We start from the raw sequence: 11,861 nt of genomic DNA on the forward strand, positions 1-11,861 counted from the left end.
TCCGCCGACCCCGATGGCGTGCGAATGTGCGGCCCCAGCGGTGAAGGGATGCGGTGGTGCGGCTTCAAGAATGAGGGGCTGCGGTGGTGCGGCCTCAGCGGGAGCGGCGCTCACGCCCAGGGTGACGGGCTGCCGGTGAGCACCGCTCGCTCGTGCTCGATCAGCATCCGCCGCACGGCCGACCGGGGGTCGGGCTCGCCGGTGCTGCCGTCTGCGCGAGTGACCCGGTGGACGGGCAGGAACAGCGGGACCTGGACCTCCGAGCACAGCGTTCCAGCGGCTCGGGCCGCGCCCGGACGACCCGCCTCCGCAGCCAGCTGCCCATAGGCCAGGGTCTGCCCATAGGGGATCTGCGCGATCCGCTCCCACGCATCCCGACGAAAGCCGTCGGCCCCTCCCAGATCCACGGGGACCTCGAGCTCCTGCACGTCGCCGTCGAACCAGGCCTCGATCCGCTCCATGATCTCGGCCAGCGCGACCGGGTCGCGAGCGGGCGCTGCGCCGAGCCGGTCGCCGACCTCCACCAGAACCGTTTCCTCACGGGGCATCCCGGTGCCGTCGGGGGTGGAGAACACGCTGCGCACCGCGCCGCCGGGGCCGATCACGATCAGGCCGTCACCGATCGGGGTCTCGACCCAGCTCCAGACGGGCTCAGGGGGCATGCGCATGCCCCGATCCTGGCACGACGAGACGCCGACATCAGAGTGCCGACGGGTCGCAGCCGGCACGCAGCCGGTCATCAGCCCTTGACGGCGCACCTCAAATTCAGGTTAGGCTCACCTCATCGGTGGTGCGAAAGGCCCCGCCGCACCACCGCAAGACGACACCCCTGGAGCGATCATGGCACCCAGCGAGAACGCCGAGACGGCCGCCCGTGCAGGCGACCCGGCGCAGGTCGTTCCGTGCCACCTGGACGTGGCCGCCGCCGACGCCTCGGCCCGCCTGCTCAACGGAGCCGGCCGGATGACGATCTCCTGCCATGACGGCGCCCGCGGCCACCTCCTGGACACGTCCTTCCACGGCGCCGCCCAGGACGGCACCCGGTACATGGTGGTGTCCCCGCAGGAGGGGCAGTGGCCGCCCATGCCGATCGAGCGCCCGCAGCACGTCTCCATGACGATCACAGCGGAGGCCCCCGTGGCCGAGATCCGCATGACGGTCGCCGAGCTCAGCGGCCATGCCGTGGTCACCCGCTGCACGGAGGACGAGGAGACCGCACTGCTGTCCGAGGGGCCCCTGCCCAGCGAGATCGCCCGGACCTTCACCTGCTGGCCGGGCTCGCAGCTGTGGCGCGTGGAGCCCCTGCGCATGACGATCCACCACATCCCCGGGTGCCACATGCTGGATCGCGAGGCCCTGGCCCCGCGGCCGTCGTGGCCCGGTCCGGCGGAGGAGCTCGAGACCGTCGAGCTGCTGCGCTCCGAATGGGGTACGCACCTGACGGGCCTTCTCACCGAGCTTCGCCCGGCGTCGACGCCGACCGCCGAGCACCCAGACGCGCCGGGTGGCGTGCGCTGCGCCACGGGGCGCGCCTACCCGGTGTCCCTCTCCGACCGCGAGCTCACGCTCCTGCTGGTCGAGGGCCCCACCGCGACACCGTCGCGGTTCCCCTCCCCCACACCGTGAGCTCCCCGGAGGAGTTCGCCGCGGCGCTCAGGGACGCGGTCAGCGCGTCCGCTGAAAACTGCTGACGCCCCTCAGCCCCGCGAGCGCAGCCGGGTGTTCGGCAGCGGCGGGGCGGGCAGCGCAGCGGGCTGGTCGTCGGGGTAGGGCCCGAAGCGCGGCTCGTCATCGGCGCTCAGGCCCGCGGCGGCCAGGATCTCCTCGGACGGGGCATCCTCGAAGCCGAGCTCGTGCTGGTAGATCGCCCGGTAGGCCACGACCTCCTCGTGCGTGCGGCCGATGAAGTTCCACCACATGACGATCTCCTCGTCCAACGGCTCGCCGCCCAGCAGAATCAGGCGCACGGACTCGGCGTCGTCGTCGACCTCCAGGCGCAGGCTCACCCGCCCCGGACCGATGTAGGCCAGGTGCTCGGCCTCCACCGCGACGCCGTCCACGCTCAGGGCGCCGGAGTCCAGGTAGACGCCGTGCTCGAACCCCTCCTGCACGTCGAGCTCCAGCACGGCGCCGGGCTCGAGCAGGATCTCCGCGCCCAGCAGCGGCGGGGTGGAGGTCTCCACCTGGGCGTCGTCGCCGGCGAGCTCACCGATGAAGACGCGGATCTGCGAGCCGTCGCCGCGCACGGGCTGCGGAACGTGATGGATGAAATCGTGCTCCATGTGCCGCGTGGACTCGGGCAGCGCGTACCAGAGCTGCACGCCGTGCAGGACCGACGTGTCCGCGGTGGAGATCTCCTGGTGGGTGATCCCGCGACCGGCCACCATGAGGTTCATCTCGCCGGGACGCACCACGGCGCGATTGCCCGCCGAGTCCAGATGGTCGATCTGGCCCGTGAACAGCCACGAGACCGTCGCCAGGCCGGTGTGCGGGTGGCGGGGCACGTCCATGCCTCCGGTCTGGGCGACGTCATCGGGACCGTAGCTGTCCAGGAAGCACCAGGCGCCGATCAGCGAGCGCTTGCGCTGCGGCAGCACGCGGCGCACGTCCATGGCGCGCGGCCCGCCCAGCGGGACCACGCGCGGCGGCAGGATCTGGATCTCGTGCCCTGGCTCGGCGGTGCAGAGGGTCTCCAGCGGGACGGGCTCCACGTTGCTCATGGAGACATTCCAGCACAGTTCACGTGATGCGTCACGGACTGCGGGATGCGCCGACGGCTCAGCCCCGCAGCGCCTCCGGGTGCTCGCGCAGCCAGCCCTGGACGTACCAGCACGTGGCCTGCGGCTCGATGCCGGCGGCCACCGTCTCCGCGATCGCGTGGGAGACCAACCGGTCCGCCACGCCGCGGCCGCGATGGCTGGGCTGCGTGAGGGTGTGGTCGAAGATCCGCTGGGTGCGGCCGTCGTGATCCCGCGGGGTGTAGTGGGCCTCGCCGACGACGCGGCCGCCGTCGAGCGCTTGGAAGGCATGGGCTGACGCGTCGTGGCGCAGCTCGAGATCGGCGGTGGGCGAGGGCTGCAGTGCATCGGTCATGTCCGTGCAACGCGCGGCGACGCCGGTTTGTGCCGCCGCGGCGACCGCCGGGAGACTGGACGCCCCGAAGGGTCGAGGGAGGAGAGGCGATGGTCGCGTGGCTGGAGCGGCACCAGGTGCCGCTGTATCTCGCGACCATGGTCCTCGGGGCCGCGCTGGGCCTGGTCTTCCCCGCCGCGACCGCCGCGTGGGAGCCGACCGTGCCGCCGCTGATCGCGGTGCTGCTGTGGAGCACGTTCCTGGGGATCCCGCTGACCCAGCTGGGCGACGGGCTGCGCGACCGTCGCTTCCTGCTGGTCCTGCTGGGATTGAACTTCGTGGTCGTCCCAGCGCTCGCGTGGCTGCTGACCAGGCCCCTGACAGGGCATCCCGAGCTCGTGCTGGGGATCCTGGTGGTGCTGCTGGTGCCGTGCATCGACTGGGTGATCGTGTTCGCGGGGCTGGCCGGAGGCGATCGGGCTCGGATCACCGCGGCGGCCCCGCTGCTGATGCTGGCGCAGATGCTCCTGCTCGGCCCTCTGCTGTGGCTGCTGGCCGGGCCCGACGTCCCCCTGCGGATCGAGCCCGGGCTGTTCCTCAGCGCCCTGGTGCGGATGCTGCTGGTGCCGCTGGGCGCGGCCGTCGTGGTGCAGCTCGCGGCACGCCGCGGCGACGACGCCAGGGCCTCCTGTGCTGCGCGGGGCTTCGAGAGTCTCGGCCAGGCCCTCATGGTCCCCGCGCTGATGCTGGTGCTGCTCACCGTGATCGCCTCGCAGGTCGCTGCGGTGCGCGGGCAGCTGGCCGAGATCGCGCTGTCCGTGCCGGTCTACGTCGCCTTCCTGGTGCTCATGACGGCAGCGACCGTGCTGATCGCCCGGGCGGCCCGCCTGCCGGTGGCCTCGGAGCGCGCCGCGGTGTTCAGCGCGACGGCGCGCAACTCGCTGGTGGTCCTGCCGCTGGCGGTGGCCGTCGCGGACCAGACCCCACTGATCCCGCTGGCTGTGGTCACGCAGACCATGGTCGAGCTCGTGGGCATGGTGGTCCTCGTCCGGGTGGTGCCGCGGCTCCTGCCCTCGAGTCAGCCCGCGACCTCTTCGACCGCCGACGATGCTGTCGCGTCCCGGTAGCGCTGCGGATCGGCGGGGGCGTCGATCTCCCCCTGCTGGTCCAGGAAGTCCGCGGTGTCGATCAGGGCATCGGCCAGGGGCCCGGAGAAGAACTGCTCCTGCTGCTCGGCCGCGCGCAGGTAGCCGGTACCGTCGATCTGGCGGCGGGCGGTCTCGGCGTCCGAGCCCATCTGCAGGGCCAGGATCTCGGCGGCGCGACCGGGGTCGTCCTGCAGCATCTGCACAGCCCAGTCCTGAGCCCGGGTCCACTGCTCCATAGCCTCGGGATTCTCGTCGGCGAACCCCGAATCCGCGGCCGACAGGTCGAAGGTCGGCGCCCCGATCTCCGCGGCCTGGGTGCTGGAGACGAGTCGAGTGCCGCCGTCGGCCTCGAGCTCCCCGAGCGTGGGGTCCCAGATGTAGGCGGCGTCGATCTCCCCCGACTGCCAGGCCCCGAGCAGGGCGTCCGGGGACAGGTTGATCACGGTGACCTCGTCGGACAGGCCCTCCTGCTCGAGCAGCGCAAGGAGGCTGAAGTGCGCGGTGGAGCCGAAGGGCACGCCCACGCTGCCGCCGCGCAGATCCTCCAGGTCGGTGATGCCCTCCGCGCCGATCAGCGCCTCGGACTCGCCGATCACGTCCTGGATCCACACGACCTCCACGGGCAGATCCAGCGGCGCGGACAGCGCCTTCACGGCCGGGGACGAGCCCACCGTCGCGAGGTCCAGGGAGTCGCCACCGAAGCCCTGCACGACCTCGGCACCGGAGGCGTACTGCGTCCACCGGATGTCGGCATTGGGCATGCAGGCCTCCAGGACCTGCTGATCGCGCACGATCAGATCGCCGCTGGGCAGCAGCTGATAGCCCAGGTCGATCGTGCCGGTCACGGACTCATCGGCCTCCCAGGGGCACTCGGCGACCGCGCCGCCGTGCTCGGCATTGAGACGACGCTCGGTCTGGGCTGCGGTGCAGCCGCTGAGCAGCAGGGCCGCGACGGCGGCCAGGGACACGACGACGGAGCCCCTGCGGATGCTGGTGGTCATGGGGCGCTCCTCGTGGCTGATCATCATTCGCCGACCGTCGTGCTGCGGGACGTGCCTGCGGCGTCCCCGTAGATCGCCCCGGCGATCCGCTTCCGCAGGGCGGTGAACTCGGGGCTGGTGCGCACGGAGACGTCGTCGTGCTCGCGCCCGATCTCCACCGGGAGGTCCAGGGCGATCCGGCCGGGGCGCGGACTCATCACGAGCACGCGCGTGCCCAGGTAGACGGCCTCGTCGATCGAGTGCGTGATGAACACGATGGTCTTGCGCTCCTGGCGCCAGATCCCCCGCAGCTCGACCTGCAGCCGCTCGCGGCTCAGTGCATCCAGCGCGCCGAACGGCTCGTCCATGAGGATGACGTCCGGGTCGTTGGCCAGCACGCGGGCGATCTGGGCGCGCTGCTGCATGCCGCCGGAGAGCTCGTAGGGCTTGCGGTCCGCGAAGGTCTCCAGGCCCACGAGCCGCAGCTGCCGCTCGCCGATCTCCCGGCGCTCCTGGGCCGGCGCGCCGCGCAGCAGCGGGCCGAGCTCCACGTTGGCCCGCACCGATTTCCAGGGCAGGAGATTGGCCTGCTGGAAGACCACGCCGCGCGCCGCCGACGGGCCCGTGACCGGGTCGCCGTCGACCGCCACGACTCCGCTCGAGGGCGAGTGGAACCCGGCGATCATGTCCATCAGCGTCGACTTGCCGCAGCCGGACGGGCCCACGATGCACACGAACTCGCCCTCGCGGATCTCCAGGTCCGTGGGGGCCAGGGCGTGCACGGTGTCCCCCGAGTCGGTCGTGTAGTCCTTGGCGGCGGCCGCAAGGCGGATCTTGGCGGAGATGCTCCGGTCGTCCATCGGGAAGGGCTCCTGGGGGTCGTCGTGCCCGTTGCGGCTGGGCTGTCCGGGGGCGCTCATGCGCGGCCCTGCCACGGTGTCGCCACGCGGCCCACGGCCGCGATCAGAGCATCCAGCCCCACCGCCGCCAGGCCGATCACGATGATGCAGGCGATGGTCAGCGGCGTCTGCAGCTGCGTTCCGGAGACATAGGCCAGGCCGCCGATGCCGGGGATGCCGTTGTTCAGCTCGGCGGCGACCACCGTGGTCCAGGTGAAGCCGGTGGCGATGCGGATGCCGCCGATGACCTCCGGCAGCGCCGACGGGATGGTCACATGGCGCATCACCTGCCAGCGGGTGGCCCCCAGCGAGCGCGCCGCGTTCACGCGCGCGACCTGCACGCCCTGGACCCCCTGCATGGTGGCCACCGCGATCGGCGGGAACGCGGCCAGGAACAGCAGCCAGATCTTGGAGGTGTCCCCGATGCCGAACCACACGATCAGCAGGCCGATGTAGCCCAGCGGGGGCAGGGCGCGCAGGAAGTGCAGGAACGGCTCCACGATCTCGCGCACCGGGCGGAACGCGCCGAGCACCACGCCCAGGGCCACGCCGACGACCGCGCCGATCCCGACGCCGATCGCGATCCGGCGCAGGCTGTGCGCCAGGTGCTCCCACAGGAAGTAGCCCTGCTCGCCGCAGGCCCACCGGGTGGCCTCGTCGTCGATCGGACGGCAGGTGCTGGCCTGCACGAAGGCCGACCACACCGCACCCGGCGAGGGGAGGAACAGCGGCTGGACCAGCCCGGCGGCCGTGACGAGCCACCACAGCAGGAGGAGCACGACCAGGCTCAGCGCCGTGGTGCGGATCCGCTGGAGGCCTCGGCGCCGTCGTCGTCCCTGGGGACGACGGGCACTGTCCGTGTCGTCGGTCGTCTCCGACGACGGGGGGACCGTCTCGGTGGCCTGGGAGGACATGGGGGCATCCGATCTGGTGAGGGGCGAAGCTCTCGGAGTTCGAAACCTACCGAACATGTGGGGATTTTCCGCGCTCGGGCGTCATGTCGTCACGTGGGACCGACTCCGAGCCCGGGCAGCTGTCAACTATTCCTACGGATCGAGTCGCAGATCCCGGGCCTGCGTCCGCGGGGACGTAGATTCGAGTCGACGGCAAGCATCCCACGGCTCGAGAGAAGGCTTCCCCCACAATGAGCGTGACCCTGAACTGGTTCCTCCCCACCAACGGCGACGGCCGCTCCGTGGTCGACCGACCGCACTCGAACGACCGCGCAGTGACCACCCCGCGCGAGCCCAGCCTCGACTATCTGGCACAGGTGGCTCGCGCGGCGGAGGCCAACGGCTTCCATGCGGTGCTCACCCCCACCGGGTCCTGGTGCGAGGACGCCTGGATCGCCACGGCCGCGCTGATCGGAGCCACCTCCAAGCTGAAGTTCCTGGTGGCCTTCCGCCCCGGCACGATCACCCCCACGCTGGCCGCCCAGATGGCCGTGACCTACCAGAAGGTCTCCGGCGGGCGTCTGATGTTCAACATCGTGACCGGCGGCGAATCCGCCGAGCAGCAGCGCTTCGGAGACTGGCTGGATCACGATCAGCGCTATGAGCGCACCGACGAGTTCATGGAGATCGTCTCGTCGATCTGGGCGCAGGGCGGCGTCGACTTCGACGGCGAGCACTACCAGACGCGCGATGCCCGGGCCTTCGAGCAGCCGGAGATCGTTCCGCCGCTGTACTTCGGCGGGAACTCGGAGGCGGCGCTGCCGGTGGCGGCGCGTCGCGCGGATGTGCACCTGACCTGGGGTGAGACGCCCGAGAAGGTCGGTGCCCGGATCGAGCGGCTGCGCGAGCTGGCGGCCGCCGAGGGCCGCACCCTGGAGTTCGGCGTGCGCGCCCACGTGATCACCCGGGACCGCTCGGAGGACGCCTGGGCCGTGGCGCAGCGCTTCCTGGAGCAGATGGATCCGGAGGAGGTCAAGGCCTCGCAGAAGCATCTGGCCGCCTCCGAGTCCGCGGCGCAGAAGGGGATGACCGAGCTGCACGGCGACACCGTCCCGGACGACGCCCGCGATCTGGAGGTCCACCCCGGGCTCTGGGCCGGCGTGGGGCTGCTGCGCGGCGGTGCGGGCACGGCTTTCGTGGGAAGCCACGAGGAGGTCGCCGATCTGATCGAGGAGTACCACGCAGTGGGCGTGGAGCACTTCATCCTCTCGGGCTACCCGCATCTGGAGGAGGCGTACTGGGTGGGCGAGGGTCTGCGCCCGGAGCTGGCGCGTCGGGGCGTCCTGGCCCCGGACCCCTCCTGACCCCTCCGCCCCTCCGCTTCCGCCCCCTCCGCCGAGTGGATACCCAGTTGCGCTGTTCGCCCCGATAGCGCAACTGAGCATCCACTCGGCGGGGAGGTCAGGGGGAGAAGAAGAAGCGCACCAGGTGGAAGAAGACCGGGGCGGCGAAGACCAGCGAGTCGAAGCGATCCATGATCCCGCCGTGGCCCGGGATCACCGCGCCGAAGTCCTTCACGCCGCGATCCCGCTTGATCGACGACATCACCAGACCTCCCGCGAAGCCCATCACGCAGCTGACCAGCGCCAGCAGCGCCGCCTGCCACGGGGTGAACGGGGTGGCCCACCACAGCGCCGCTCCCAGCGCTGTGGCCGAGAGCACTCCCCCGATCAGTCCCTCCCAGGTCTTGTTCGGGCTCACCGACGGCGCCACCGGGTGCTTGCCCAGCGTCTTGCCCCAGACGTACTGCAGGACATCGGAGCCCTGGACCACGATCACCAGGAACAGCATCAGCGCCGCACCCTGCCACCCGCCCGAGCCCGGCGCCGAGCCCTCGGCAGCCGTCTTCCCCTCCGCGATCGCCACCGGCAGCTGCAGCAGCGCCGGGACATAGGAGACCGCGTACACGCAGACCATCAGGGCCCACTGCAGCGAGGCGGCGCGGGACAGGAAGTGCTCCGTGCGCCCCTGCAGCGCCGCGACCGCGGGCAGGAACAGGAACGCGTAGACCGGGATGAAGATCGCGGCCATCCCATACCAGTGCTCCCACAGGAACCAGTAGTGCAGCGGGGTGATGATGCCCAGCCAGATCAGCGCCGTGCGGTCATGGCGTCGATCCGGCAGCAGGGCGGCGAACTCGCGCAGCGCCAGCAGGGACAGCACCGCGAACAGCAGCAGCGTCACGGTCTCCCCGAGCAGCAGCGCAGCCCCCAGGACGCCGATCATGTACCACCAGGCCCAGGTCCGCTGCCGCAGCTCCGTGCTGAAGCCCTCCTTGGACGCCGGCAGCCGGGCGGAGATCGCCAGCACGGCGATCGAGGCCAGGACCAGGACAACGACGGCGCCCAGCAGCAGCCAAGCAGCCGCCCCGCCGATCATGCCGACCCGCTCGGGCAGCCAGCCCGCACCGAGCATCCCCGAAGGCGTCATGGCGATCCCCATGCCTCTCAGCGCTCCTGTCCACCGGGCGCGGCGCCGGGCACGCCCTCGGCCCCTGCGGCCCTGGTCCGCAGATCACTGCCGATCAGCTGCAGCCGGATCACGACGGTGGCCAGCGAGCCGAGTGCGATCACACCCAGCACGACGCCCAGCACCGAGCCCCGCGGAAGGCCCACCGGGACGAGCAGCGCCGGCTCCAGCAGCGAGAGCAGGCAGCCGAGCATCAGCAGCCACATGCGCCGCGGCTTGGCCATGGGCCCGTCGAAGTGATTCGACAGCCCCTGTGCGGCCCCGAGCGAGCGGACGTAGGCCGTCATCACCGCCAGCGAGGCGGCCACCCAGCCGATCGGGACCCCGCCGTGGATCGCGGCGGCCGCATAGCCGGCACCTGCCAGGAAGAGCAGATCGGCAAGGCGGTCGGGGACCTCGTTGTACAGATCGCCGACCGGGGAGCGCTTACCGCCCTCGACGGCGACCATGCCGTCGAGCATGTTCAGCAGCAGACGCAGCGGGGCCGCCAGCGCGGCGATGATCAGCAGGACCGCCCGCAGCCCGTCGTCGTGGAGGTAGACCGCCCAACCCGAGCCCACGAGGGCGGCGCACCCGAGCGCGGCCACGGCGACGGAAGCCGAGGAGATCATGTTCGGCGTGATCCCCGTGCGCCCGATGGCCGCTGCCGCCGCCCTAGCCCAGGACGTGGAGCGCTGGGGGATCTCGCGGCGCATGATCCGCTCGTCCGAGCGATCCGACGCTGCGGCACCGGGCCGGGTGCTGGGGACGTCGCGCGGTTCGTGCGAGGGCATGCTCACTGAGCCTCCTGGGCCGGGATCCCGCGGGACAGCCGCGGAGTGTTTGCCATCATGAATGCATGGCTCGTCATGTGATCTGACCACCCGTGACGCCGGATGTCCAGCCCCGCATCCCCGTCGCGAGCCCCAGCTGGCAGGATGCGGACATGACCGAGCCATCGCAGAAGCGCCGCAGGGCCCGTCGCGCGCTGGTCCAGCACGGGGTCGCCTTCACCTGGGGATTCGCGGAAGCCACGGTCTTCTTCGTCGTCCCGGATGCCTGGACCTCCGCCGTGGGGCTGCGCCGCCCCGGTCGGGCGCAGGCCCTGACCCTCACAGCCACAGCCGGGGCCGTTCTCGGCGGGGCCGTGGTCCACCGCTGGTCGGCGCGCACGGATCCCGCTCGCTCCGCGACCCTGGCGGCGCGGATCCCCGCCATCAGCTCCGCGATGGTCGCCAAGGTCGATGCCCAGATGAGCACCCGCGGCTTCTCCGCGCTGATGATCGGGCCGTTCACCGGCACCCCGTACAAGCTCTACGCCCGCTCGGCCGCAGCGCAGGGCATGCCTCTCAGCGGGCTCGCTCTCTGGACTCTCCCCGCCCGGCTCGCACGCTTCGTGCCGGTCACCGCGGTGATCTCGGGGATCGCGGCTCTAGCCCGGCGCAGCGGGCTCAGCGCCCCGGATCGCGGCCTCCCGCGGCTGCTGGGGGTCTCGCCGCGCACGGTCGAGCTGGCGATCTTCCTGGCCGGCTGGGCCGCGTTCTACACGTGGTTCTTCCGCTCGGTCGGCCGCGACGACGACCGCGCCGCCTGACCCCCTCCCCTCCCGCACCACCCCGCCGAGTGGATACTGCATTGCGCTATTCGCCTCGATAGCGCAACGGGGTATCCACTCGGCCCGGGTAGGGAGGTCAGGGGATGAGGGTGGCGTAGACGACGTAGTTGTCGTCCCACAGCCCCGTCTCGGGGTCGTAGCCGTCGCAGGTGATCAGGCGCAGCTGGGCGTCGTCGGTGTTGCCGTAGACCTTCTCCGTAGCGAAGTCGTCCTTGGGATATGCCTCGCCGTAGTCGACTGCGAACGTGGCCGTGGAGCCGTCCTCACGCTCGATCTGGATCTCGTCGCCGGGCTGCAGATCGCGCAGGCCCGCGAACACGCCGTCGCTGCCGTCCTCCTCGTTGACGTGGCCCAGCAGGATCGACGGCCCGAGCTCACCAGGGGTGGGCGACTTGTCGTACCAAGAGGCCGGGGAGCCAGGGCCCGTGGGCGGCACCTCGAGCGAGCCGTTGTCCCGCAGCCCCAGGTACAGCAGCTCGGAGTCGGTGCCGATCGCCGGGATCCGCACGCTCGTGGGCATGGATTCAGGCAGCACGACGGGGTCTTGTCCGGGCGAGGGCGTCGACGATGCCGTGGAGGGCGACGCCGGGACAGCGGGGGCCGTCGAGACAGAAGGCTCCGGTGACCTATCGTCCTGGGCCTCGCCGCCCGAGCAGCCGCTCAGGACCACGACGAGTCCGAGTGCCGCGGCCAGGCGAGCGGGCGGGACGATCCTCATGGTCGTGATCCTCTCTGCGATGACGATG

General features: G+C 71.5%; 13 protein-coding genes. 4 read left to right on the forward strand and 9 right to left on the reverse strand.

Going from position 1 to position 11,861, the window contains the following annotated elements:
• Window positions 1-110: 110 nt before the first annotated feature.
• A complete protein-coding gene (locus tag M3E84_RS08125) occupies window positions 111-662 on the reverse strand; it encodes a methylated-DNA--[protein]-cysteine S-methyltransferase (RefSeq protein WP_259895697.1) in 552 nt (183 codons plus the stop codon).
• A 178-nt stretch (window positions 663-840) separates the two neighbouring features.
• Here M3E84_RS08125 and M3E84_RS08130 point away from each other — a divergent pair, with 178 nt between their 5' ends.
• Window positions 841-1,626 (forward strand): hypothetical protein, encoded by a 786-nt coding sequence (locus M3E84_RS08130; RefSeq protein WP_259895698.1) that lies wholly within the window; start codon window positions 841-843, stop codon window positions 1,624-1,626.
• Between the two features lie 71 nt (window positions 1,627-1,697).
• On the opposite strand, the gene M3E84_RS08135 is transcribed toward M3E84_RS08130, so the two are convergent.
• The gene (locus M3E84_RS08135; protein WP_259895699.1) at window positions 1,698-2,720 is read right to left on the reverse strand and encodes a pirin family protein; all 1,023 of its coding nucleotides are present in this window, start codon (window positions 2,718-2,720) and stop codon (window positions 1,698-1,700) included.
• 58 nt (window positions 2,721-2,778) lie between these two features.
• Window positions 2,779-3,093: a GNAT family N-acetyltransferase gene (locus M3E84_RS08140; protein ID WP_259895700.1), complete on the reverse strand. Its 315-nt coding sequence runs from the start codon at window positions 3,091-3,093 to the stop codon at window positions 2,779-2,781.
• An 89-nt stretch (window positions 3,094-3,182) separates the two neighbouring features.
• On the opposite strand from M3E84_RS08140, the gene M3E84_RS08145 reads away from it, so the two are divergent.
• Window positions 3,183-4,199: an arsenic resistance protein gene (locus M3E84_RS08145; RefSeq protein WP_259895701.1), complete on the forward strand. Its 1,017-nt coding sequence runs from the start codon at window positions 3,183-3,185 to the stop codon at window positions 4,197-4,199.
• Here M3E84_RS08145 and M3E84_RS08150 read toward each other — a convergent pair.
• Genes M3E84_RS08150 through M3E84_RS08160 form a run of 3 tightly spaced genes read right to left on the reverse strand, consistent with a single transcriptional unit; the run spans window position 4,151 to window position 7,013 of the window.
• A complete protein-coding gene (locus tag M3E84_RS08150; protein ID WP_259895702.1) occupies window positions 4,151-5,221 on the reverse strand; it encodes an ABC transporter substrate-binding protein in 1,071 nt (356 codons plus the stop codon). The genes M3E84_RS08145 and M3E84_RS08150 overlap by 49 nt on opposite strands.
• A 23-nt stretch (window positions 5,222-5,244) precedes the next feature.
• Entirely contained in the window at window positions 5,245-6,120 is an 876-nt protein-coding gene (locus tag M3E84_RS08155; protein WP_259895703.1) for an ABC transporter ATP-binding protein, read from the reverse strand.
• Window positions 6,117-7,013: an ABC transporter permease gene (locus M3E84_RS08160; protein WP_259895704.1), complete on the reverse strand. Its 897-nt coding sequence runs from the start codon at window positions 7,011-7,013 to the stop codon at window positions 6,117-6,119. The genes M3E84_RS08155 and M3E84_RS08160 overlap by 4 nt, the downstream gene beginning before the upstream one ends.
• 230 nt (window positions 7,014-7,243) lie before the next feature.
• Here M3E84_RS08160 and M3E84_RS08165 point away from each other — a divergent pair, with 230 nt between their 5' ends.
• Window positions 7,244-8,356, forward strand: a complete 1,113-nt coding sequence (locus M3E84_RS08165) for an LLM class flavin-dependent oxidoreductase (RefSeq protein WP_259895705.1) — start codon at window positions 7,244-7,246, stop codon at window positions 8,354-8,356.
• Between the two features lie 97 nt (window positions 8,357-8,453).
• Here the strand turns inward: M3E84_RS08165 and M3E84_RS08170 are convergent, their stop codons facing one another.
• Both M3E84_RS08170 and M3E84_RS08175 read right to left on the reverse strand, forming a co-directional pair.
• Window positions 8,454-9,494: a phosphatidate cytidylyltransferase gene (locus tag M3E84_RS08170; RefSeq protein ID WP_259895706.1), complete on the reverse strand. Its 1,041-nt coding sequence runs from the start codon at window positions 9,492-9,494 to the stop codon at window positions 8,454-8,456.
• 5 nt (window positions 9,495-9,499) lie between these two features.
• Entirely contained in the window at window positions 9,500-10,294 is a 795-nt protein-coding gene (locus tag M3E84_RS08175) for a CDP-alcohol phosphatidyltransferase family protein (protein WP_259895707.1), read from the reverse strand.
• 152 nt (window positions 10,295-10,446) lie between these two features.
• Between M3E84_RS08175 and M3E84_RS08180 the strand changes: the two genes are divergently transcribed.
• Window positions 10,447-11,094, forward strand: a complete 648-nt coding sequence (locus M3E84_RS08180) for a hypothetical protein (protein ID WP_259895708.1) — start codon at window positions 10,447-10,449, stop codon at window positions 11,092-11,094.
• 97 nt (window positions 11,095-11,191) lie between these two features.
• On the opposite strand, the gene M3E84_RS08185 is transcribed toward M3E84_RS08180, so the two are convergent.
• Window positions 11,192-11,650, reverse strand: coding sequence for a class F sortase (locus M3E84_RS08185; protein ID WP_259895710.1), 459 nt, complete (start codon window positions 11,648-11,650; stop codon window positions 11,192-11,194).
• Window positions 11,651-11,861: the final 211 nt, after the last annotated feature.

Source organism: Kocuria sp. p3-SID1428, from assembly GCF_025149945.1.
GTDB lineage: Bacteria > Actinomycetota > Actinomycetes > Actinomycetales > Micrococcaceae > Kocuria.

Excerpts from the sequence above, each read along its gene's own strand:
- M3E84_RS08145 (WP_259895701.1), top strand. The coding sequence starts at position 3,183 with ATGGTCGCGTGGCTGGAGCGGCACCAGGTGCCGCTGTATCTCGCGACC.
- M3E84_RS08175 (WP_259895707.1), bottom strand. The coding sequence starts at position 10,294 with ATGCCCTCGCACGAACCGCGCGACGTCCCCAGCACCCGGCCCGGTGCC.
- M3E84_RS08140 (WP_259895700.1), bottom strand. The coding sequence starts at position 3,093 with ATGACCGATGCACTGCAGCCCTCGCCCACCGCCGATCTCGAGCTGCGC.
- M3E84_RS08125 (WP_259895697.1), bottom strand. The coding sequence starts at position 662 with ATGCCCCCTGAGCCCGTCTGGAGCTGGGTCGAGACCCCGATCGGTGAC.
- M3E84_RS08135 (WP_259895699.1), bottom strand. The coding sequence starts at position 2,720 with ATGAGCAACGTGGAGCCCGTCCCGCTGGAGACCCTCTGCACCGCCGAG.
- M3E84_RS08180 (WP_259895708.1), top strand. The coding sequence starts at position 10,447 with ATGACCGAGCCATCGCAGAAGCGCCGCAGGGCCCGTCGCGCGCTGGTC.
- M3E84_RS08160 (WP_259895704.1), bottom strand. The coding sequence starts at position 7,013 with ATGTCCTCCCAGGCCACCGAGACGGTCCCCCCGTCGTCGGAGACGACC.
- M3E84_RS08130 (WP_259895698.1), top strand. The coding sequence starts at position 841 with ATGGCACCCAGCGAGAACGCCGAGACGGCCGCCCGTGCAGGCGACCCG.
- M3E84_RS08150 (WP_259895702.1), bottom strand. The coding sequence starts at position 5,221 with ATGACCACCAGCATCCGCAGGGGCTCCGTCGTCGTGTCCCTGGCCGCC.
- M3E84_RS08170 (WP_259895706.1), bottom strand. The coding sequence starts at position 9,494 with ATGGGGATCGCCATGACGCCTTCGGGGATGCTCGGTGCGGGCTGGCTG.
- M3E84_RS08155 (WP_259895703.1), bottom strand. The coding sequence starts at position 6,120 with ATGAGCGCCCCCGGACAGCCCAGCCGCAACGGGCACGACGACCCCCAG.
- M3E84_RS08165 (WP_259895705.1), top strand. The coding sequence starts at position 7,244 with ATGAGCGTGACCCTGAACTGGTTCCTCCCCACCAACGGCGACGGCCGC.